At 37.2% G+C, this 21,421-nt stretch carries 22 protein-coding genes; 8 read left to right on the top strand and 14 right to left on the bottom strand.

Features of this window, described 5'->3' with window-relative positions; genetic code table 11:
- Positions 1-98: 98 nt before the first annotated feature.
- Both ACFSFW_RS06075 and ACFSFW_RS06070 read right to left on the bottom strand, forming a co-directional pair.
- Positions 99-728 (bottom strand): LysE family transporter, encoded by a 630-nt coding sequence (locus tag ACFSFW_RS06075; RefSeq protein WP_388036115.1) that lies wholly within the window; start codon positions 726-728, stop codon positions 99-101.
- A gap of 182 nt (positions 729-910) precedes the next feature.
- Positions 911-1,423, bottom strand: coding sequence for a DUF3231 family protein (locus ACFSFW_RS06070; RefSeq protein ID WP_388036113.1), 513 nt, complete (start codon positions 1,421-1,423; stop codon positions 911-913).
- Positions 1,424-1,653: 230 nt separating this feature from the next.
- On the opposite strand from ACFSFW_RS06070, the gene fabI reads away from it, so the two are divergent.
- On the top strand, positions 1,654-2,433 hold the full coding sequence (gene fabI, locus ACFSFW_RS06065; protein WP_099364320.1) for an enoyl-ACP reductase FabI: 780 nt from the start codon (positions 1,654-1,656) through the stop codon (positions 2,431-2,433).
- Between the two features lie 43 nt (positions 2,434-2,476).
- Here the strand turns inward: fabI and ACFSFW_RS06060 are convergent, their stop codons facing one another.
- Both ACFSFW_RS06060 and mgtE read right to left on the bottom strand, forming a co-directional pair.
- Positions 2,477-4,324 carry a monovalent cation:proton antiporter family protein gene (locus ACFSFW_RS06060; protein ID WP_388036111.1) on the bottom strand — a complete coding sequence of 616 codons (1,848 nt, stop codon included), beginning with the start codon at positions 4,322-4,324 and terminating at the stop codon, positions 2,477-2,479.
- Positions 4,325-4,358: 34 nt separating this feature from the next.
- On the bottom strand, positions 4,359-5,738 hold the full coding sequence (mgtE, locus tag ACFSFW_RS06055) for a magnesium transporter (protein WP_388036108.1): 1,380 nt from the start codon (positions 5,736-5,738) through the stop codon (positions 4,359-4,361).
- Between the two features lie 250 nt (positions 5,739-5,988).
- Between mgtE and ACFSFW_RS06050 the strand changes: the two genes are divergently transcribed.
- Both ACFSFW_RS06050 and prpE read left to right on the top strand, forming a co-directional pair.
- Positions 5,989-7,164, top strand: coding sequence for an FtsW/RodA/SpoVE family cell cycle protein (locus ACFSFW_RS06050; RefSeq protein WP_388036105.1), 1,176 nt, complete (start codon positions 5,989-5,991; stop codon positions 7,162-7,164).
- 136 nt (positions 7,165-7,300) lie between these two features.
- Entirely contained in the window at positions 7,301-8,038 is a 738-nt protein-coding gene (gene prpE / locus ACFSFW_RS06045) for a bis(5'-nucleosyl)-tetraphosphatase PrpE (protein ID WP_388036103.1), read from the top strand.
- A 27-nt stretch (positions 8,039-8,065) separates the two neighbouring features.
- Here the strand turns inward: prpE and ACFSFW_RS06040 are convergent, their stop codons facing one another.
- The 4 genes from ACFSFW_RS06040 to ACFSFW_RS06025 all read right to left on the bottom strand — a co-directional run bounded on the left by ACFSFW_RS06040 (position 8,066) and on the right by ACFSFW_RS06025 (position 11,251).
- Positions 8,066-8,965 carry an RluA family pseudouridine synthase gene (locus ACFSFW_RS06040; protein ID WP_388036100.1) on the bottom strand — a complete coding sequence of 300 codons (900 nt, stop codon included), beginning with the start codon at positions 8,963-8,965 and terminating at the stop codon, positions 8,066-8,068.
- A 230-nt stretch (positions 8,966-9,195) separates the two neighbouring features.
- Positions 9,196-9,990 carry an NAD kinase gene (locus ACFSFW_RS06035; protein ID WP_099354188.1) on the bottom strand — a complete coding sequence of 265 codons (795 nt, stop codon included), beginning with the start codon at positions 9,988-9,990 and terminating at the stop codon, positions 9,196-9,198.
- Between the two features lie 175 nt (positions 9,991-10,165).
- A complete protein-coding gene (gene yjbM, locus ACFSFW_RS06030; RefSeq protein ID WP_388036097.1) occupies positions 10,166-10,849 on the bottom strand; it encodes a GTP diphosphokinase in 684 nt (227 codons plus the stop codon).
- A gap of 33 nt (positions 10,850-10,882) precedes the next feature.
- Positions 10,883-11,251, bottom strand: coding sequence for a UPF0738 family protein (locus tag ACFSFW_RS06025; RefSeq protein ID WP_304213043.1), 369 nt, complete (start codon positions 11,249-11,251; stop codon positions 10,883-10,885).
- A 146-nt stretch (positions 11,252-11,397) separates the two neighbouring features.
- On the opposite strand from ACFSFW_RS06025, the gene ACFSFW_RS06020 reads away from it, so the two are divergent.
- The 4 genes from ACFSFW_RS06020 (at position 11,398) to ACFSFW_RS06005 (ending at position 14,068) form a co-directional block, all read left to right on the top strand.
- Positions 11,398-11,997 carry a CYTH domain-containing protein gene (locus tag ACFSFW_RS06020; RefSeq protein ID WP_388036094.1) on the top strand — a complete coding sequence of 200 codons (600 nt, stop codon included), beginning with the start codon at positions 11,398-11,400 and terminating at the stop codon, positions 11,995-11,997.
- Positions 11,994-12,608 (top strand): lytic transglycosylase domain-containing protein, encoded by a 615-nt coding sequence (locus tag ACFSFW_RS06015; protein WP_388036091.1) that lies wholly within the window; start codon positions 11,994-11,996, stop codon positions 12,606-12,608. Before ACFSFW_RS06020 ends, ACFSFW_RS06015 begins: the two co-directional genes overlap by 4 nt.
- 196 nt (positions 12,609-12,804) lie before the next feature.
- A complete protein-coding gene (locus ACFSFW_RS06010) occupies positions 12,805-13,641 on the top strand; it encodes a ClpXP adapter SpxH family protein (RefSeq protein WP_304213321.1) in 837 nt (278 codons plus the stop codon).
- 250 nt (positions 13,642-13,891) lie between these two features.
- A complete protein-coding gene (locus tag ACFSFW_RS06005) occupies positions 13,892-14,068 on the top strand; it encodes a hypothetical protein (RefSeq protein ID WP_304213051.1) in 177 nt (58 codons plus the stop codon).
- 33 nt (positions 14,069-14,101) lie between these two features.
- Here the strand turns inward: ACFSFW_RS06005 and pepF are convergent, their stop codons facing one another.
- The 5 genes from pepF to ACFSFW_RS05980 form a co-directional block, all read right to left on the bottom strand.
- Positions 14,102-15,925 carry an oligoendopeptidase F gene (gene pepF / locus ACFSFW_RS06000; RefSeq protein ID WP_388036088.1) on the bottom strand — a complete coding sequence of 608 codons (1,824 nt, stop codon included), beginning with the start codon at positions 15,923-15,925 and terminating at the stop codon, positions 14,102-14,104.
- Positions 15,926-15,989: 64 nt separating this feature from the next.
- Entirely contained in the window at positions 15,990-17,255 is a 1,266-nt protein-coding gene (locus tag ACFSFW_RS05995; RefSeq protein WP_388036085.1) for a competence protein CoiA, read from the bottom strand.
- Positions 17,256-17,386: 131 nt separating this feature from the next.
- The gene (gene mecA, locus ACFSFW_RS05990) at positions 17,387-18,055 is read right to left on the bottom strand and encodes an adaptor protein MecA (protein ID WP_099362293.1); all 669 of its coding nucleotides are present in this window, start codon (positions 18,053-18,055) and stop codon (positions 17,387-17,389) included.
- Positions 18,056-18,569: 514 nt separating this feature from the next.
- Positions 18,570-18,965, bottom strand: coding sequence for a transcriptional regulator SpxA (spxA, locus tag ACFSFW_RS05985; RefSeq protein WP_099354197.1), 396 nt, complete (start codon positions 18,963-18,965; stop codon positions 18,570-18,572).
- A 234-nt stretch (positions 18,966-19,199) separates the two neighbouring features.
- Complete coding sequence (locus ACFSFW_RS05980) at positions 19,200-19,775, bottom strand: GNAT family N-acetyltransferase (protein WP_388036081.1); 576 nt, start codon at positions 19,773-19,775, stop codon at positions 19,200-19,202.
- A gap of 146 nt (positions 19,776-19,921) precedes the next feature.
- On the opposite strand from ACFSFW_RS05980, the gene ACFSFW_RS05975 reads away from it, so the two are divergent.
- Positions 19,922-20,107 (top strand): hypothetical protein, encoded by a 186-nt coding sequence (locus ACFSFW_RS05975; protein WP_099362296.1) that lies wholly within the window; start codon positions 19,922-19,924, stop codon positions 20,105-20,107.
- A 37-nt stretch (positions 20,108-20,144) separates the two neighbouring features.
- Here the strand turns inward: ACFSFW_RS05975 and ACFSFW_RS05970 are convergent, their stop codons facing one another.
- On the bottom strand, positions 20,145-21,350 hold the full coding sequence (locus ACFSFW_RS05970; protein WP_388036078.1) for a putative glycoside hydrolase: 1,206 nt from the start codon (positions 21,348-21,350) through the stop codon (positions 20,145-20,147).
- Positions 21,351-21,421: the final 71 nt, after the last annotated feature.

The following is a 21,421-nucleotide window of genomic DNA, read 5'->3' as shown; positions in this document are numbered from 1 at the left end:
GAACGCTAGGTTAAAAAAACCCACTAACAAGTGGGTTTATAATAGATTTCATATTAGGTCTTGTCCTATCGCAGTTGGTTACCAAATATAAATTTCCATTAAATTAGTGCTTTAATTCCTTGATAACTAAAATAAACGCCAAATAGAATCAAGGATGCTCCTGAAATAACGGAGATTGCAATTAGGGTTTTTACATTTAACAACTTTCTAAAACCAGTCGTAAGGGCCGCAACAAGGATGTCCCAAAAAGTAAGCCCAAGGAAGATCATACTGCTATATATCAACAGTAACTCAGTTCCGTTTGTTTGAGCCGTTTTCGCCAACACAGACCCATAAATCCCCAACCAAAACAGAATGGAGAGCGGGCTCGAAATCGATAAGATAAAACCGGTCAGAAAACATTTAAATAATGAATCCTTTGTTCGTTGGTATGTTAAGGAAATCGTATTTGCATTTTTAATGCTCTCAAATCCTGAATAAATAAGAATAAATCCTCCAAATAACCAAAGGAAAATTTGTACAATCGGAATATCTAAAAATTGAACCATTCCCAAATAAACCATTAACATAAAAACTCCATCTGCCATCATCGAACCTACACCCACAATCCATGCATGCCAGAACCCATTTTTGATTCCTTTATCTAAACGTGCAGAATTTACAGGCCCAATTGGAGCTGCCAATGTAAAACCTAAAATTATGTAACTTACTAAAATACCAAAACTCAAATACATCACCTCTATACGCTTTAGGTCAACTTGTAAATTTTATGACAAGCAGTAGGAATACATGTCCAAAAATTTATATAAATAGACCTATAACAAAGAGGTATCCATGTTGAATATAAATAAGCAGAGCTATTCATAAGAATCACTCTGCTCGTCATTTTTATTCTTTAACATAAGAAAAATTAACAATCCCCTTGTTTATGGAGATGTAACGGTGGCGGAATTAGCCAGCCTTTTTCTTTATTTAAGCGAAGTACTTTCGCACCTAGTACAGCTTTCTGATTATGGAATTGGCCAAACATCATCGCAACATCTTCTCTGATTGATTTACCAATTACCTGACTACATAGTACTAAACTTGCTGCAATATCCGCTGAAAGTGTAGCAGCAATTGCTGGATCCGGCACTCTTGCACCTACTGGAATGTCTTCTAAACAAGCTTCAGGTGGTTCTGGTGAGGCTGGTGGTAATCCAATCCCATTTTCTTTCAATAATTCCTCCACCTGTTTCGTTTCCTGCTTGCCAAGATTGATGGCTTCAGCTAATAATTTTTTCAGATCATCATCCCCAGCATGGTTAATCAAGGTTTGATAACCTGCAATCATCGCATTCCCAGCTAGTACTGAAGACCAAAGATCAAAAACCTCGCCGTAATGTAAAGGCTCTTCTTTTGGATTTCCACTTAAGATTCCCATTGTTGCCCTCCTTAAAATAGTTGAGATTTTATCCATGTAATGTGCACTCCTTTGTTAAGCACATAGTTAGCTTATCCATCACCCTATAATTTATTTATGACCAATTTTAAAATTTACATTAACACTACTCTTGGGTTAATTACTAAAAAATGATATGATTAGTATCAGATACTAAAACTAGGTATAATAAATAAAGAAATCACATTCTTGATGCTGTTATGGAGGTAACTATGGAAGATTTAATTCAATTAGAAGGTAAAAATATTGTTGTTATGGGTGTAGCCAATGAAAGAAGCATTGCTTGGGGCGTTGCAGAATCCCTATATAAAGCTGGAGCAAAAGTCATTTATACATACCGTCTAGATCGGTCTCGTGAAAAACTTGAAAAATTATTAGAGAAATACAATTATCCCGCAGAAATGATTGTTAGATGCGATGTGAACAGTGACGAAAGCATCACGCAAGCGTTTAATGAAATTGGTGAAAAAGTAGGAACCATTCACGGATTAGTTCACTCTGTTGCGTTTGCAAACGCAGATGACTTAAAAGGTGATTTTATCGAGACATCCCGTGATGGATATGCATTTGCACAAGATACAAGTGCATATTCCTTAGTAGCGGCAGCAAAAGCAGCACGACCATATTTAGCAGAGGATGCTTCAATCATAACGATGTCCTACTTAGGTGCTGTACGTGCTTTGCCAGGATATAATGTAATGGGTGTTGCAAAAGCTGCACTTGAAGCGTGTGTAAGATACCTTACATTTGACCTTGGAAAAGATGGGATCAGAGTCAACGCAATTTCAGCTGGTCCAATTAGAACATTAGCTGCCAAAGGAGTACCGGGCTTCAATGATATTATGAAAATGATTGAAGAAAAAGCTCCACTAAAGAGAAACGTTACAAAAGAGGATGTTGGAAACATGTCCATCGCTATGCTAAGTAACCTTTCACGTGGAGTAACTGGCGAAGTCATTTATGTAGATTCAGGATATAATATTGTAGGTTAATTAAAACGAGGGCGAACCAAAATTTTGGTTCGCCCTCGTTCCTTTAGAATTCTAAATCCACTCTTAACTCATCAACATACTCCCTCGAGCCTGTTACAATTAAACGATCCCCAAGCTGAAGTTCAGTGTCACCATGTGGAACGATTGAGTCTTTGCCTCTAAAAATTCGAACAAAGATTACATCCCCAGTAAACGGGAAATTCCTTAGCATTGTGCCATCATAAAGACTGTTGTTCATCTCAATCTGATACAAGGACTGCTCTTGATTAGTCAAGATTGTCATGATACTAGGCGCCTCAATTAACGCACGAAGTAATGTATTGGTAGACATTAGTAATGAGAAGACATCGATATTAAGGTCTTTTAGCTCATCACCAAGCTCGCCTGATTCAATTCTTGCAATTACACGGTCTACACCATTTTCCTTCGCGAATTTTGCAATTTCGGCATTCATTGCATCAGATCCCGACGTTATCACTAAAATATCCACATCAAATACATCGGAATCTTTGAGTGTATCTATCGAATAATCTGAGAGTTCAACGATATCAAACACTGAATCAGAATGTCTTTTATCTATTTTATCCTGCACAGTATGATAAAGAGTCGTATCATATAGTTTCGAATTCAATTCCCGCGTTACTGGTAGAGTCATTTGGTTTGCACCAATAAATGCAACACGGATAACTGGTTCTTCGACCACTTGCTTTGGAAAAAGCTTTTTAAACCCAATAGGTGAAACAATACTTGCAATTACCGCAACCAAAATTAAAGCACCTGACATTCTGTCATCAATGATTCCCATCTTCTCCCCAACAGTTGCAGCAGCAATAACCAAGGATAAAGTTGATGTTAATAACGCACCTGCTCCTATCGTCGTTCTCCAATCATACCATCGCTTAATATAAAGAATCGGAAGCATTTTTGAAATGACTAATGCTATGAATAACAAGGGAATGAGCAATAGAATCTTTGGATCTTGGAAGAGTGCCCATAAATCAAGCTCTACCCCAATCATTACGAAAAAGATTGGAATTAAAAATCCATAACCAAATGAATCAAGCTTTTGGACCATTTCATGGTTAGGAGATAACAATGATACTAATACACCCGCTAAAAATGCTCCCAAAATATTTTCTGCACCAATTGTCTCAGATAGGGCAACTAAAATCATAATTAATGCAAAAATGGCCCTTGTTCCAATTTGGATTGTTCCCTTTGACATCGTTTCTAGGAAGGAACGATTTTGGAATCTTTTCCCAACAAAGTAGAGAAGTACACCTGCCCCGAACAAGATTAACAGTAGCCACATATTGCTTTCTCCGCCACCATAAATCGAAGCAAAAACTGCAAGTAATATCATTGTCACGAGGTCAGCCACAACTGCGACTAATAAAATAATCTGACCGATATTCGTTTTCATGATTTGGGCATCCTTCAGAGTTGGTACAACAACACCTAAAGAGATAGTGGAAATGATTAATGTCATTAAAAATGCATTATCCGTAAACCCAGTCCACACAAATATATATGATAATAGTAGTGATAGAATAAAAATTCCAACAAAAACAATTACGGAAACAAAGAAAGTATGTGGAGCCTTTTTGCCATTAGGAAGCTTTTGTCGCTTCTTCCCTCCTGCAAAAGCAGTAAAGTCTATTTCAACTCCACTTAAAAACATTAAAAAGATAAATCCTAGTGTAGATAATGTTTCAAGCCACATATCAGGTTCGACCACATCGAAACCACTTTTACCAATGATAATCCCCATGATAATTTCAGCTACAACGACAGGAATTGCCCGCAGCTTAAACCTATGTAATAACAGTGGTGTCAAAAAGGCCACCACCATCACGATAACTAACGATGTTAATGAAGCACCATGTTCCATATTTTACCCCCTTATAAATAAGTTGATTTTATTATTAAACTAAATAACCCATAAAGAATGTTGCTAACCCAAAATAAATTAAAATACTTATAATATCATTGATTGTGGTGATAAAAGGCCCTGACGCAACCGCCGGGTCAACCTTCAACCGATGCATAAGTAATGGTACAAGTGCACCTGCAAGAGTCGCGACTATCAATGTAATTAAAATCGAAAATCCAACTAATAGTCCAAGAAAGAAATCACCTTTCCAAAAATAAACAACAAACATTATTACCGTTCCACAAACAGCACCCGTTATTACTCCTGTACCGGCTTCTCTCATGATCAATAGCCATTTATTTTCTTCCTCATCTTCACCAATCGCGATTCTCCGGACAGCAACAGCCAAGGCTTGTGTTCCGGTATTACCCGCCATTCCGGCAATTAACGGAATGAAGACAGCTAATATAGCAACCTGATCAAGTGTTGCTTCAAATCGCCCAATTAGGCTTGCTGTTAGCATTCCAAGAAAAGATAAGATAATCAGCCATGGCAATCTCTTTTTAGCTGATGTGAAAATGTTTTTATCTGCTGAATCAACATCTGATATCCCCGCAAGTTTTGAGTAATCATCAGATGCTTCTTCATCCATAACATCGATAATATCATCTACTGTAATTATCCCCAATAAATGGTTTTGAAAGTCAATTACCGGAACAGCTAAGAAATTATAGTCTTTCATCCTCCGTGCAACTTCTTCCTGATCTTCACTAACAGACACGGAGACAACTCGGTCATTCATAATTTCACTAATCATTGTGTCATCATCAGTTACAAGTAGATCCCGAATAGAAATAACTCCTACAAGGTGTTTTTCCTCATCTATCACATAAATATAATAAATCGTTTCAGCACGAGGAGCTTCCTTTTTCAATATATACATCGCTGATTTAACGGTTTGATTAGCATGTATCGCGATAAATTCGGTAGTCATGATACTACCGGCAGTGTATTCCTCATAATGAAGGAGTTGTTTAATTTCCCCTGCAGCTTCAACATCCATAATTGTTAAGTAGCTTGCGACCTGCTCTTTATCTAGTTCATTTAATACATCAACAGCATCGTCCGCATACATTTGAGAAAGCATATCTGCAACAAAGGTTGGATCCATCTCTGATAGAAGCTCTTCATACTCATTCTCATCTATTTCAAGGTTCTCAAAAACCTCCGCCATTTCTGTTGGAGACAAAAAAAGATATACGTGCATTCTAGCATCTTTTGGTAATTTCGCGTAGAATTTTGCTCTTTCATATGGGTGTATATCTAAAAATACGGTCCGGAACTGGTCAATATTCTCATTTTCAAGAGCTGTAAGCAATTGTTCATTTTCTAGTTGCTGCTGCTCCTTTTCATTTACCTCTTGTTGTAACATGTAGCTTCCCCCCTTACAACTGGAAAAACAAAAAATTTACATACATTTTCAGAAATGTAACATACGACCATTTACTTTTTGTGGCTATATGTATATCATTTTTTAATTAGTGATGTGCTATGTAAAGATTTGCATTCAATCAAAAATAAGCTAAGATAAAATTGGCTATTTATGATAAAGTGGATATTGAATTATACCCTGTTTTCTATAATATAAAACTCGCGCCAGATTAGAAAGGATTTTTTTATCCATGAATAAAGAAAATACTCCACAAAAAATTGATTATACATTGTTGTTTATTTTATTTCTAATGGCTATCGTTAGTGCCATTGCAATCCAAAGTGCACAGCCCTTTTTACCGGAAAAACTTAAAAATATCAATTTCGCTGCACAACAACTTCAATGGTATGTAATAGGAATTGTCGCGATTATTGGAACAATGGTGATTGATTTTGATCGATTTAAAATGATTTCCTGGTATTTATATGGATTCGGGATGTTTTTATTATTAGGTCTATTTTTAGAAAAATATATTAGTGTCCCTTTTGCTACTACAATCAAAGGGGCAACAAGTTGGTATTCCTTTCCTGGATTAGGAAATTTCCAGCCTTCAGAATTAATGAAGATCATCTTAATTATAGTCTTAAGTAAAATCATTGTTGACCACAGGGAAAACTACCCGATAAATACAGTTAGAGATGATTTACTTCTTATCGGAAAGATTTTTTTAGCAGCTGCACCACCTATCGCTTTCTTAGTCAAGCAGCCGGATATGGGAATGACCATGGTCTTTATGTCAATCATTGCAACGATGATCCTTGTCGCCGGTATTAAATGGAGAATTATTTTCGCTGCCGTATTTACAGCTGTTTTTACAGTTTCTGTAGGCGTTTTTCTATACTTCAACTTTCCTGACTTTTTCTTTAAATATATTATACAAGACTATCAGATGAATCGATTTTATGGTTGGCTTGCTCCTTTTGAAACTGCTGGTAATGAGGGGCACCAATTAGTTCGTTCCTTACTTGCAATCGGTTCTGGCCAATTGCACGGCAAAGGATTCCAGGAATCTGAGGTAACGATTCCAGAAGGTCACACCGATTTTATTTTCGCTGTAGTGGCAGAGCAATTCGGATTTGTTGGAACAAGTATCATTATTTCTTTATTCTTCTTATTAGTCTATCGAATGATTCATATAGCATTAGAAAGCCACGACCCATTCGGAAGTTATCTATGTGCAGGTGTAATCGGAATGATCACCTTCCAAGTATTCCAAAACATTGGAATGACAGTTGGTATTCTACCAATCACAGGACTTCCATTGCCATTCATTAGTTACGGGGGTAGTTCCCTTGCAACGTATATGATTGCAATCGGGATCGTACTAAATGTTCGTTCTAGGACAAAGAAATTCATGTTTGATTAACTTTAACATAATGAAATAAAATCACGCCATTTTTCTTATAATAGTGAAAGTGGCGTGATTTTTTTATTTTCATAACTTGTGAATCTAATTTTTTCGGCACAAAAGTGCTGAGACGCATTTAGGAAGGTGCTTTAAAATGAAAATTGATGTTATTGGTGACATACACGGATGCTTTCAGGAGTTTGAAGAATTAACAACAAAGCTAGGTTATTCGTGGGAAAGCGGGATTCCACTACATAATGACCGTAAATTAGCTTTTGTCGGTGACCTAACAGATCGCGGACCTAAGTCATTAAAGGTGATTAGTACAGTGTATCAGCTTGTCGTCCAAGCGAAGAAGGCATTCTACGTGCCAGGCAACCACTGCAATAAACTGTATCGCTTTTTTATTGGGAATAAAGTTCAAACCACACATGGCTTGGAAACAACGGTTGCAGAATTCGAGGCATTGTCCAAAAAGGAACAAGATTCAATCCGTAATCAGTTTATTGAATTGTACGATGCCGCCCCCTTGTACGAAAATTTAGATGGAGGAAAACTAGTGATAGCTCACGCTGGAATTCGTGAGGATTACATCGGACGCAATGATAAGAAAGTAAAAACCTTTGTGTTATATGGCGATATTACGGGAAAGAACAACCCTGACGGAACCCCAGAAAGACGCGATTGGGCTAAGCATTATAATGGGTCATCGTGGATAGTCTATGGTCATACACCAGTGAGAGAACCGAGAAGGGTAAACCATACATTAAACATCGATACCGGTTGTGTGTTTGGCGGTAGTTTAACTGCATTAAGGTATCCTGAAATGGAGACTGTATCTGTGCCTTCTACAATGCCTCTTTTTGAGGAGAAGTTTCGGGAAATTAGATAGCATCCTCCCCACATAAAAAGCGACCTTTCACAAGGTCGCTTTTTCCAATAATTTTTTCATATCTTCGGGTAGTTCTGCTCGAAATACTAACTCTGTTTTATCCATTGGATGCCAAAATGAAAGTTCTCTGCAATGGAGTGCTTGCCTGCTTATATCCACTTTCTCCCCCCCATACAGATCATCTCCTACAATCGGTTGACCAATATGAGATAGATGGACGCGGATCTGATGGGTACGTCCCGTCTCTAGCTGCAACCTCACATGCGTCCACTCACCGAGCTCTTGAATAACTCGAAAATGAGTAACCGCCCTTTGTCCATCCTGCCGCACTTGGCGCTCAATAATACTATCGTCCTTCCTGCCGATTGGGGCATCAATCGTTCCAGAATCCACGTCGAATTTACCATGTACAATCGCTTCATATGCCCTTTTCAATCTTCCAGCTTTCTGTTGCTCAGATAATAGATGATGAATATGGCGGTGTTTAGCAACTAATAATAAACCTGACGTATCTCGATCAAGGCGATTAACCAAATGAACGGTCGCATTAAGACCTGTAGAATGATAATAGAACAATAATGCATTGGCTAAACTGTCTGCCCGGCTTTCCCGTGAAGGGATTGATTGCTGATGGGGGGGTTTGTTCACCACCATTACATAAGGGTCCTCATACACAATCTGTAATGGTAGATTTTTAGGAAGTAATTCCATGCTCGGCTCCTCAGGCGGGAATACGACCTTCAAGACCTCACCCTCCATTAAAAGATGGCGAACTGTAACAGAAGCATCATTAATAAAGATACCGCCGCCAGCAAACTTAATATCTGTAAGTGCTGTTTTTGAAATCTGCTGCTCTTTTAAAAACTCTCTAATTAATTTTCCCGTATCCCTTGATGAGATTTTCCATTCTAATGTAAATTGCGCCACAATCCTTTTTTTCCTTTCCAATTTGTCCAGCCTCGACTCGCAGCGACTATCGCGACTTCCCTCACCCTTCGTACGATAAGCTCAACATCGGTTCACTACGCTCACCGTATTTCCTTTATCTCCTTAAGGAACACAGACTAATTACGCCACATCCTATGGCAACGTCTGTGTGACCTACTTCCTGTAGGCCTCAGTCCGTACATCGCTATACGCTCGCCTCAGCATTTCTGTCAATCCGAAATAAACGAATCACGTACTCTTTTCCAGAATGGGAAAGGTCGGAAGCGTGCGAAACGTACTTTTTCCGGAGCTACACGGCATTGAATGGATTTAACATCCTTGTGTAAAAGGGTTAAATGGTCAATCGTGATGTGAAAATCCACGTCATTCACAGGTTTCATCACAATCGTATGGTGATTTGGTAAAATCAATGGCGAACCCACTGTTCGGAACACTCGATTATTAATCGAAGCCATTTCTGCTACCTGAATTGCCTCGATAGCTGGATGTAATATAGCACCACCGAGCGCTTTATTATACGCAGTGCTTCCAGAAGGTGTGGAAATACACAACCCATCCCCACGGAATGTTTCAAAAAGCTGACCCTTGATTTCCAAGTCCATTACGAGTGAGCCTTCCACACTTTTCACCGTACACTCATTCAATGCGAGATATCTTGACTCTCTTCCCCCATTAATATAACGGATATATACTTCAAGTAATGGATATTCAACCACTTGATAAGGGGTTTTTGCAATAGCAATCACGAGTTTTTCAATCTCTTCCGGAACCCAGTCGGCATAGAATCCAAGATGTCCAGTGTGTATACCTACAAATGCTGTTTTATCTAAACGACTACGGTAACGGTGAAAGGCATATAATAGTGTTCCATCTCCTCCGACAGTAACAACAATATCTGGTTGGTCCTCATCGTAAGTGAGCCCGAAGTCCATTAAATACGTTTTAATTTTGTGCATTAATGTATTCGAGTTCGAGTCACCTCTCGAAGTTACAGCAAATTTCATATTTTACACCCTATCCTTATGATTTTTCCCGCATTAACGGGCAGTAAAATTTTGTTTAAAACAACTTTAGTAGGCATGTAATCACTGCCCGTAAATGCCCGATTAAAGTGAACGAAGACTAAGAACGCCACGTCCTGTGGCAACGTCTTCGTGACCCACATCATGTGGGCCTCAACTAACAATCAGAGGGGGTGGAAGTATCCCCCTCTGATTGAAGTTTCACTTTATCAGAGTCATTGCCTTCAGCTTTTCTTGAAAAAATAACTTGAGCTTCTTGAATTTCGCCACGAATCTTAGACATTTCCTCATCAAGCTGAAAAGCAGCCTCGGCAGCACGCTGTAGACGATTCTCAATTTCTTGCGGGAATCTGCCCTTATATTTGTAATTTAAGGAGTGTTCGATAGTTGCCCAAAAGTTCATAGCAAGTGTGCGTACTTGTATTTCTACAAGGATCTTCTTTTCTCCATTAATCGTTTGTACGGGATATTTAATCACAAGATGATAGGATCGATAACCACTATCTTTCTTTTTAGAGATATAGTCTCGCTCTTCAATGATTTCGAAATCATTCCGCATCTTTAATATTTCAACGACCCTTTTAATATCGTCTACAAATTGGCACATCATTCTTAAGCCTGCAATGTCTTGCATCTCTTCTTCGATATGATCAAGTGATATATTTTTCTTAGCAGCTTTATCTAAAATACTAGGGATTGGCTTTACTCTTCCAGTTACAAACTCTATTGGGGAATGGGTACCTTGCATTTCGAATTGAGTTCTCATTCCTTTTAGCTTAACCTTTAGCTCATCAACAGCTTGCTTATATGGAGCCAAAAAAAGATCCCAGTCTTTACTCATAATAGCCCCCCCTGTTTTTCTAAGCTAAAACAATCAAAATGTTTTTTCAACAAGCTCGACCATTTCATTTCCATAGTTGGTGTTACCTTCAATGTTTTGTAACAGGTATTCCAATTCAGGGATGATGTCGATAAGTTCGAATTCGTTCTCTTCAAGGTGTAAAATAACTTTTTGTTTTTCAGAAATAACATTTTTAAGTGATGGCCAGATAGAGGACGGCAAGCTCACATATATAAATTCTTTTTCATTTTCCAGTTTGTAGATAAATGCTAATGAGTCAGAATCCACAAGCATTTGTCCACTAGCCTGCAAACCGGCTGTGTCAAAGTTTGGTTTTTCTGCAATTAGCTCTAATTGGTTGTTAGAGGTGTTCATTTCACTAATTTCAATACGTTTCTGCATCAGTAAGCTCCTTTTTCTCTTTTCAAAATCCACACTTATTTTATCATATGTACAACCATTCTTTAAAGAATTGCTAACCAAATCCTAAAAAAGATACAACATAATGATATAATAAAAAAAACGAAAACAAAGGACAGGTTGAAATTATGTCACAAGAGCTTGAAATTGAGTTTAAAAATATTCTAGAAGAAGATGAATACCGTCAATTGCTGTCTGCGTTCTCAATTAGTGAGGACAAAAAAGTAATCCAAGAAAATTTTTATTTTGACACACCTAAGTTTTCTTTAAAGGATGTGGGGGCTGCCCTCCGTATTCGTGAAAAGAATGGAATATATACACTTACATTAAAACAGCCCGTTAAACGCGGTTTACTTGAGACGCATCAGGTACTAAGTAAGGAAGAAGCCGAGCAAATGCTTAACGGTGGAAACATCATTGAAGGTGAAGTTGTATCAATTCTAAAAGGATTATCAATCGGAACCTCGGATATTCGTTTTTTTGGCTCTCTAAAAACAAAACGAGCAGAAGTCGAATATAAAAATGGTTTACTTGTGCTGGATAAGAGTTACTATTTAAACCAAATTGATTTCGAGTTAGAATATGAAGTAACGGATGAAGTTAGCGGAAAAGAAGTATTTAAAGAGTTACTACAACAATACAAGATCCCTATTCGGAAAACAGACAATAAAATTCTTAGGTTTTATAATCGAAAAAAACAAATTCTACTAGGAGAGGAACTCACTTGAAAATAGATTTTAAAGTATTGATGGAGCTCCAGGCTTTGCGTAACGTCTCGACATCCGATACATCGACAACCAGTAATGATGGTTCCTTATTTAAGGACATGCTGTTACAGCTTATGTCTAATGCTTCTAGTTCAACAACTGAAACTATACGATCGAAGGTTAATCCTTCATCTTTAAATATTAATAATCATTATCTGCCACTTACCATTTCGGGCGCTGAGCCTATGTCAGTTCCGACCACTTTTGATGAAATGATTCAGAATGCTGCACAAAAATACAATGTGGATGCCCGGTTAATCAGTTCTGTAATCAAGCATGAGTCTAATTTTAATCCAATTGCGAAAAGCCATGCAGGAGCTACTGGTCTCATGCAATTAATGCCCGCAACAGCGAGAGGTTTAGGGGTAACCAACCTAACTGATCCTGCGCAAAATATTGATGGGGGTACAAAATACCTCCGAAGTATGCTAGACCGTTACAATGGAGATGTTTCACTTGCCCTTGCTGCCTATAATGCAGGACCAGGCAACGTCGATAAGTATGGTGGAATTCCACCTTTTAAAGAAACACAAAACTATGTTAGAAAAGTAACAGAAACCTATATCGGATAAACATTGTTCTCCTGGACTAAACAGGAGAACTTTTCTTTTATAGGCAGTTTAACACTAATTCCATAAATTTCATTCGACCAAAAGTGCGCTTTATTTGAGTTAAATCTCATCCATTGATAAAATGTTAGTACACTCAACATATGATAGAAACTCCTTACGAGTAGAAAGGGGTAAGGTCTTGAAACATTCTGAAAATATGGGCTTCAATACATCTAGCAATCGTCCATTAGAGATCTATATGTTTATTGATCCATTGTGTCCTGATTGTTGGGCACTAGAGCCCATTTTAAAAAAGCTAACAATTGAATATGGAAAGTATTTTTCAATTCGCCATATTTTAAGTGGCCGCCTTGCTTCCTTAAATATACAAAAGAAAAATAAACCTACAGACCTGGCTCAGGTATGGGAGCGCACTGCTAGTAGGTCAGGAATGTCTTGTGATGGTAGTTTATGGCTTGAAAATCCAATTTCAGCTCCACATTCTGTATCGATTGCGATTAAAGCGGCTGAGCTGCAAGGTAAACGAGCTGGAATCCGTTTTTTACGAAAACTCCAGGAAAATCTCTTCCTTGAAAAACGTGATATTTCAGATATAGATGTATTACTGTCTTGTGCAGCTGAAGTCGGACTTGATGTAAATGAATTTATGAATGACCTTCATTCATCAAGTGCAGCCAAAGCATTTCAATGTGACTTGAAGATCACATCTGAAATGGAAGTGGACGAAATCCCTACTCTCGTTTTCTTTAATGAAAACATTGAGGAAGAAGGTTTGAAAATTACTGGCTGTTATCCATATGATATGTACGTCCATATCATTTACGATATGCTTGGTGAAAAAATCGAACCAACACCGGCACCTCCCTTGGAAGAATTCTTAAAATACTTTAAATTTGTTGCTTCAAAAGAAATTTCAGTTTTATATGACTTGCCTATACCAGAGGTTGAACGTGAAATGAAAAAGCTTATACTAAAGCAAAAAGTAGAGCAAGTTCCTGTTAAATACGGAACCTTCTGGAGATATATAGAATAACAAAAAAGACTTGGATCAATTGTCCAAGTCTTTTTTCTATTTCAATAAAGGGGATGGGAGAAATCTCACTTCAAACAAAGGGGTGTTGTTTGTGTGATTACTTCTTGAATACATAATAGCAAGATTGATAACCATTTTCAACTATTTGTACATTTTTTCACAAAGTTGTCAAATTCCTATTCTTAAAACGCATGCTTGGACATAGATATTAAAATAGATACTTACATTCACTTGTAAGGAGGACGTAATTATGAGGAAAATTGGACTGATAATCGGGGTGGTTATGATCATTATCACCTTTGGACTAAATATATTAGGATTGATGAAATTAATTCCACTTTACATTACGACCCCTCTTTTATTTCTTTCATTACTCGTGACACTTGTTATTTATAATCACCGAAATCGATTTAGGGGGTTTCACTAATAAGAGGGCATCCAAATGGATGACCTCCTCCTTTTATTGCTTCTCTAATAATTTTTCCATTTCAGTTAGTGTTGCTTCAAATACTTTACATGCTTCTTTAATCGGCTCTGCAGAATTCATGTCCACGCCCGCATTTTTAAGTACCTCAATTGGATAATTGGAGCTTCCCGCTTTAAGGAAATTATTAATATATCGTTCAACTGCAGGGTTGCCCTCCTCTAAGATTTGCTTACTTAAAGCAGTTGCAGCACTATAGCCTGTTGCATACTGGTATACGTAATAATTATAGTAGAAATGCGGAATTCGAGACCACTCTAAGCCGATTTCCTCATCTACCACAATATTTGTACCAAAGTATTTCTTATTTAACTCATAGTACATTTCAGTGAACAGATCTGGTGTTAATGCGACTCCTTCTTGGGCTTTCATATGAATCATATGTTCAAATTCTGCAAACATCGTCTGACGGAATACAGTCCCTCTAAAGCCTTCAAGCTGATGATTTAAAAGATATAATCTCTTTTGGTCATCATCAATCGTTTTTAATAAGTAATCTCCTAACAGTGCCTCATTACAAGTAGACGCAACCTCTGCTACAAAGATTGAATAATTTCCATATGTGTATGGTTGATTGTTTCTTGTGTAGTAACTGTGTACAGAGTGACCAAATTCATGAGCTAGCGTAAACAGATTATTCACATTGTCTTGCCAGTTCATCAGGATATATGGATTTGTACCATATGCACCAGATGAATACGCTCCGCTTCGCTTTCCTTTGTTTTCTTGAACATCAACCCATCGATTATCAAAGCCTTCTTTTAGAACATTAATATAATCCTCACCAAGTGGAGCAAGCCCCTTAAGGATATAATCCTTTGCTTCCGCATAAGAAACTTCCATTTTCACGTCTTTCACTAATGGAGTGTAGAGGTCATACATATGCAACTCATCTACACCTAACGCTTTTTTACGTAAGTCCACGTAACGATGTAAAAGAGGCAGATTTTCATTAATTGTATTTACTAGATTATCATAAACCGTTTCTGGAATATTATTGCTGCTTAGAGCTGCCTCGCGAGCTGATTTATAATTACGAATACGAGCATTAAAATTATCTTTCTTTACAGTACCACTTAATGTGCTACCAAAGGTATTTTTGAACTTTCCGTACGTGTCATAAACCGCTTTAAAAGCTTCTTCTCTTACACGTGGGTCAGAGCTTTCAAGGAATCGGATATAACGACCATGTGTAATTTCTACCTCTTCACCGTTCTCATCTTTAATAGTCGGAAACGTTAGGTCAGCATTATTTAGCATTCCAAATGTGTTGCTTGAAGAGTCCATTACTTCATAAGCTTGTGCAAGCAAGGCTTCTTCTTTTGCGGATAAAACATGTGGTCGTTCACGATTAATATCGTTCAATGCATGCTCGTATACCTTCAACTCTTCTTTTTCAGCTAAAAAGGATTTAATTTTATCTTCGTCGACTGATAGAATTTCCGGCACGATAAAAGCGAGCGCACTTCCAACCTGTGTATACAAATTAGTTGCACGATCATATAAACCCTGATAAAACGAATTAGATGTATCTTGGTCATTACGCATATGTGCATATGTATAAAGTTTTCCTATTCGTAAGGAAATTGCATCTTGATAAGTTAACGCTTCATATAGCTGATCCGCAGATTCGCCGAGTTTTCCTTGGAATGCTTCAATTCCAGGGATCATCTCTTTTATTTCTTGAAATTCTTTTTCCCACTCTACATCTGATGCAAAAATATCTTCTAGTCTCCAAGTATCCTGCTCAGCAATCTCATTACGATTTTGGAGCTTCTTTACAGTTGATTGTTCAGCCATTTTATAAACCTCCTATATCCTATTCTTTAAAAAGTATTCGATATCCTATTGACTATCTCCTTTTTTATAAGAAAAAGTTTAAGTTTTTTGAATTCAGTCCTCCACCAATATTAGGTTTTACCATTCCAACTTCTTCATTCTTTCCAACACTTTCCAACCTTTTTGAAAGGGCTTCATCCATGGTATGAGCTTCCTCCAAATTAACCGGTATTTGAAATTCCCTTGTTTTTTGATACTTTGTCTGTGTAAGTTTTTTTAGTTTCCCAACTTTCACGAGCAAATGCAGGTATTCCTCAACCGCAAGCGAATATTGGGTATGAAAAATCAACGGCAGATGTCTGATTGTAATATCCTTTGAAGCAATTCGCTTAGATATCACCTCCATGACCTTAGAAAAAAAGAAAGTATCCCCTACTCGTAGTGGAAGCAATAAATCTAATACCATCCACATTTGCCAAATCATCGGTGGTGTATGGAACCAATAGGCTGAGCGGACAGGCAAACCAGCTTCAGCTGGCAAATGAGCTGGAGGTATTCGGTTTTGATAGAGGGTAGATAAAAACGATGCGATAAGATTGGATGAGTATATGGAATAACTTGCTCTCCATTTATGTTTTTTTCTTACCCACAAACTTTGTAAGGTAAACGTAGGGTGGTTAGGTACGAGTAGCTTTGGAAAGGAATGCACATTTTCTTTATGGAATTGAATGGTACAAAAGGTTTCACTCGTTGTAAAAGGTTGAAGGTTGGATAGTTTTATAAATGTAGAGGTATCTGGGCAGTAGTAGAGAATGCTAGGCTGGAATGGTTGATTAAAAGAGGTTGCAAAAAGCCATTGAAAGGGTGAAAGTCGAACTGAGTAGGTGGACTGTCGTTTAAACCATTTTGCACCTAAAATCCAAATAGGTACGATACCTTTGTTCTTATAAGAGTCTGATCTTTTCTTAAACAAGGGGTAATCAATTTGGGAGCATTGGTACTCGATTGCATACCGTTTGTCTTCTGTGATCACTAATAGGTCAGGGCGTTGCGAGATTTCCGGTAAAAATGGTTCTAGCTGGACTTTATAGCCTTGTGCTTGAAACCAGCGATAGAGCTGCCGTTTGCCTTCTAGATGGTACTCAGACTCTGGCTCCGTTTTAACACTGCATTCTGCTCCTTTTAAATGTGCGAAATGATGTGTTTTCTTCATCCCCGCTTTTAACTGAACCTTACTATGACATGCTGGACAAAGAAAGTTCTCATTGCTACGAAGTTCAAGTAAATTAGAGCGCTTCCAATTTTCCACTAATGAAATATATTCTCCATTTTCACGTAATGCAACAAACACTCATGTCATCTCCTTACTTCTAATTTACTGCTCCTTAAAAATAGCATAGAACCCCGTGCATGTACAATTAAAAAATTTCGAATTTTTTTACATAAAAAAAGCCGATTCCAAAAAATGAAATCGACTTTTTCTTATAGTGAGAAGTATTTGACCATCTCAGTTAATGCATTCTCATTGATTATCTTTTTACCATACTCTTCAATTCTATGAATAGACAGTGCTGACTCATTCCCATACTCTAAGACTATGCTGAGCATATTCTCCAGTTCATCCTCAGTATAGAGCTCCTCGTTAAATTCAATAAATAAGTAGTACTTATTTTCAAACGAGTACAAGGAATTGTTCAATCCATCTAGTTGAATCCGGTGTGCAAGAGAAATAACATCTTCAAAATCATTAAAGCGAATTAGAAATTGGAAGTTTTCTTCCTCAAATTCCTCAACAAAATCATTTTCTTCATACTTAGAATGAAATTGCTGATCCAGTAAAGATTCAATCTTTTCATCTACTGGAATCTTATCGTCACCAACAGGAAGTTCATATTTATTCCCATCTTTTGATAGCTGTGCGCGTGTTACAAGTACCTCTAACCCTTTTTCTAACGCCTGGACTTGGATCCATAGTGGACCATCAATCGTGAATTCTTCTTCTTGATGAATTTCATCCATCATTTCCCAGAAGAGCTCTTCGCTTCGTTCCCGGTTATACCATATTTCTTCACGTTCAAATCCGCGTTGCTCTATGTCATTATATGAAATATAGAATTTGACTGTATGTTCGTTGATTCTTTCGATTTCCATTACAGAACCTCTCCCTTCTTGCTCAGATTTTGAAGGGACGTTATACCCCCGAGCCAGATGCTCTTTAAATGTGAGTTCAAAAGGAGGATGAAAAGGACCGAGAAGTTCGAGGCGGCGCAGCTTTGAGTACCGGAACGTATGCAACTAATACGTGAGGAACGGAAAAGCAAGCCAACGAAGAAATTCGATGTGTCATTTTCACCGGACTTTTTGAACAACCACTTTTATTCACTTTTCCCATAATGGTTGTAGAATAACCTACCTTAAAGAAAAAAGTCTATATCTTGTACTTCATTTTATGTTAAAAGATATGAGAATGGAAATAAAAAAGAGCAATTCGTAAAAAACAGTGATATTGCCCGGTTTTCATTCAAATTTATCATGAATGCGGTTAAGTTTTTTCGGGAAGTTACTGTTTTACGTACCATTATAATACGAAACACAAAAGAAAACGAGAAATATGTCCTAATAAATAAAAAAACTTCTACAGATGAACAGTAGAAGTTTCTTGTTGTTAGTTTACTAAGCGTTGTGCTTCTTTCAATTGGAAGGTACGAACTTTTCTTGGTAAAAACCTACGAATTTCGTCCTCATTGTATCCAACCTGAAGTCTCTTCTCATCGATGATAATTGGTCGGCGAAGAAGACCAGGGTTTTCTTGAATTAATTTGTATAAATCTTGAAGAGGCATTGTCTCCAGATTCACATTTAGTTTTTGGAATACTTTAGAACGAGTTGAGATGATCTCGTCTGTTCCATCTTCCGTCATACGTAAAATTTCTTTAATCTCTTCGATTGAAAGAGAATCAGAAATAATGTTTCTTTCTTGATATGGAATTTGATTTTCCTCTAACCATGACTTCGCTTTACGGCATGAAGTACAGCTTGGAGAAGTATAAAGAGTAACCATTAACTTATCACTCCCTTAGAAAGTAGATTATTACTTAACAATCAGCATGATTGGTCATGGAAGTTTATGCTAAATTAAAATTAATTTAATTAAGTAATTTCTTTAATTATTATACCTTAAATTTTCTGAGAAAGATAGACAATTTTAAAGAAAACTTTAGATTGATTAACATGTTGATTCTCGTGCGATTCTAAAAGAAAGCAATAGGAAATACAGCTGCTATTGCTTTAAAATTTACACATCTCTTAGGATATCACGATTATCATTCTTACTGTTAAATGATAATACTTCATTAACATCTTGGTAGGAATCCCCATAAAATTCTTTATCTTTGTACTTGTGAATCTCATCGTACGTTTTTCTCATCGCTTTGTAAATCAGTTCTTCGGGCTCGTTCGTTGGAGACCAATATAGAATTTCCATTTGATTAAGCTCATTTGTTGCTAACGATTTACGTTCATAGCCAATTGAAGTTGCGTGTTCAAAACCTTCTCTCTTATAGAACTTTAACCTTTTTTCGGTATCCGTATCTTCATAATTGACGGGTTCCACTTCAAGAATAATCGGTTTTCCTTTTTTCTTTAATTTTTCAAGAAGTTTGTGGCCAAGCCCTTGTCCACGGGATTCTTTTGAAACGAAGAGATAGTCGATAAAAATAAAATGGTCAAGTTCAACATACATAAGGACATGATAGGGTCCTTCGTCTTTATAATAAATATCTCCTTTTTCTTTCAAGAGGGTTTCCATATGCTCTTTTGATTTCATCTCTTCAATTGGAAAATACTGATTTAGTTTCTCATACCAGTTCATACATCTGCTCCTTGTACTTTGATAGGACATCCTTAGTGTATGCAATGTTTTGGTTTTGTTTCTAAATTTAGATATTCCCTCTTTCTTTAAAACTAAACTTGGAATAGAATAGAAGTAAAGAAGCGTTTTCATTAAGGGGGATATTCATGGCAAGTTACATAATGGATTTAGGTCTAATTGCTATTTTAGTCATTGGTATTACTGCTTTGATGGGTGTTATCGCGAATGGCGTTGGGGAAAAAGTTTTTGGAGGTAAATCCGGTTCTGATATTGTAACCCGCGATTTAAATGTAAAAGCTGGTTGGAAAAACGTAGGTGGACGGAAAAAATAAATACGATAAGCTGGCACAGTGAGTTGTGCCAGCTTTTTTATGGTGTATAATCTACACCTTTTGTGTAGCTATTCCCAGCGTTCCATAGTAGGAATTCATGAATACCTTGGTCTTGCAATCCTTTTATTTGGGCTTCAATTTCATCTTTTCCATAAACCGTATAATTGCCTTTTCCAAGCCAGCTTGCTGTGAAGTCTTGAAGCCAAGGTCTTGAAACAGGTCTATTTTCAATTTGGTTTAGCTTATGATTTTCAACCTTTGCATATTCAGATACCAATCGATACGGCTCTAAGTCTGGACGAGGAATTCCAAAATAAGACGTCCAATGACTCGGATAAATCATAGATGAAATGACATCCACATGCTCTGATATTTTCGAAAAATTTTGACCAATACCTGGTGCTTCAGGTAATGTTGCAGTATATCCGAAAATATCAACAGAAACCTTTACGTTATAAGGCTCTAATTTTTCTTTTGCATATGCCACAAAATCTGTCACAGCTGAGACCCTCTTTTGGACGTTGTCAAGATCCACTTTTTCATACTCACCCATACTATAGGTTAATGAACTATCTCGTCTTTCAAACCCTTCTGGAAAGCGGACATAATCAAATTGAATCTCTTGGAATCCAAGTTTTGCAGCTTCAATTGCGATTCCTACATTATGGTCCCAAACTTCTTTTAGAAATGGATTAACAAAAGCTTCTCCACGCCCATTCTTCCATACTTTATCTCCATCTTTAAACGATAATCCTGGGCGTTGCTGCGCTAATACAGAATCCTTAAATACAACAACCCTGGCGATTGGATAAATCTGCTTTTCTTCAAGTTTTTTAAGCATTGCTGTTGGGTCTTTGATATAATCCTTACTAATTTTCTGATGGTTTGATCCTTGTGGTGGTACGTAGGTTAGATATCCAAAGTCGTCCTTAACATCAATAACCATGGCATTAAGGTCCGTATTATCGATTAATTGGACAAGTTGTGAAAAACGGTCACCACCTGCTGAATGGGCAGTTACGTATACCCCTCTTATGGCATCAGGATATTCAAATTGAAAGCCAGAATTAAATTCAAAACGCGAAACCATCTCAGGTAATTCCTTTTTAGGCATAACCAATTTACTCGTTGGATGTGAATCCATAGCAAAATTTTTATTTTCTGCAGAGCTTGTTTGAGTAACAAAGAAAGTACCGAATACAACTATAATCATTACCCCAAGTAAAGATAAAAGCTTTTTCATAGCGTCCTCCTTCCTTTCCATCTCTATAGTCATTTTAAATGAATTATCCAGAAAATAATACAAATTTAGAC

Source organism: Ferdinandcohnia salidurans (assembly GCF_042680725.1).
Taxonomy (GTDB): domain Bacteria; phylum Bacillota; class Bacilli; order Bacillales; family Bacillaceae_L; genus Ferdinandcohnia; species Ferdinandcohnia salidurans.
This window is presented reverse-complemented; position numbering and strand designations above follow the sequence as displayed.

Excerpts from the sequence above, each read along its gene's own strand:
- pepF (WP_388036088.1), bottom strand. The coding sequence starts at position 15,925 with ATGGCTGAACAATCAACTGTAAAGAAGCTCCAAAATCGTAATGAGATT.
- ACFSFW_RS06020 (WP_388036094.1), top strand. The coding sequence starts at position 11,398 with ATGTCACAAGAGCTTGAAATTGAGTTTAAAAATATTCTAGAAGAAGAT.
- mecA (WP_099362293.1), bottom strand. The coding sequence starts at position 18,055 with ATGGAAATCGAAAGAATCAACGAACATACAGTCAAATTCTATATTTCA.
- ACFSFW_RS06050 (WP_388036105.1), top strand. The coding sequence starts at position 5,989 with ATGAATAAAGAAAATACTCCACAAAAAATTGATTATACATTGTTGTTT.
- ACFSFW_RS06010 (WP_304213321.1), top strand. The coding sequence starts at position 12,805 with ATGGGCTTCAATACATCTAGCAATCGTCCATTAGAGATCTATATGTTT.
- ACFSFW_RS06070 (WP_388036113.1), bottom strand. The coding sequence starts at position 1,423 with ATGGGAATCTTAAGTGGAAATCCAAAAGAAGAGCCTTTACATTACGGC.
- ACFSFW_RS06035 (WP_099354188.1), bottom strand. The coding sequence starts at position 9,990 with ATGAAATTTGCTGTAACTTCGAGAGGTGACTCGAACTCGAATACATTA.
- yjbM (WP_388036097.1), bottom strand. The coding sequence starts at position 10,849 with ATGAGTAAAGACTGGGATCTTTTTTTGGCTCCATATAAGCAAGCTGTT.
- spxA (WP_099354197.1), bottom strand. The coding sequence starts at position 18,965 with ATGGTTACTCTTTATACTTCTCCAAGCTGTACTTCATGCCGTAAAGCG.
- ACFSFW_RS06025 (WP_304213043.1), bottom strand. The coding sequence starts at position 11,251 with ATGCAGAAACGTATTGAAATTAGTGAAATGAACACCTCTAACAACCAA.
- ACFSFW_RS05980 (WP_388036081.1), bottom strand. The coding sequence starts at position 19,775 with ATGAACTGGTATGAGAAACTAAATCAGTATTTTCCAATTGAAGAGATG.
- prpE (WP_388036103.1), top strand. The coding sequence starts at position 7,301 with ATGAAAATTGATGTTATTGGTGACATACACGGATGCTTTCAGGAGTTT.
- ACFSFW_RS05970 (WP_388036078.1), bottom strand. The coding sequence starts at position 21,350 with ATGAAAAAGCTTTTATCTTTACTTGGGGTAATGATTATAGTTGTATTC.
- ACFSFW_RS06005 (WP_304213051.1), top strand. The coding sequence starts at position 13,892 with ATGAGGAAAATTGGACTGATAATCGGGGTGGTTATGATCATTATCACC.
- ACFSFW_RS05975 (WP_099362296.1), top strand. The coding sequence starts at position 19,922 with ATGGCAAGTTACATAATGGATTTAGGTCTAATTGCTATTTTAGTCATT.
- ACFSFW_RS06060 (WP_388036111.1), bottom strand. The coding sequence starts at position 4,324 with ATGGAACATGGTGCTTCATTAACATCGTTAGTTATCGTGATGGTGGTG.
- fabI (WP_099364320.1), top strand. The coding sequence starts at position 1,654 with ATGGAAGATTTAATTCAATTAGAAGGTAAAAATATTGTTGTTATGGGT.
- mgtE (WP_388036108.1), bottom strand. The coding sequence starts at position 5,738 with ATGTTACAACAAGAGGTAAATGAAAAGGAGCAGCAGCAACTAGAAAAT.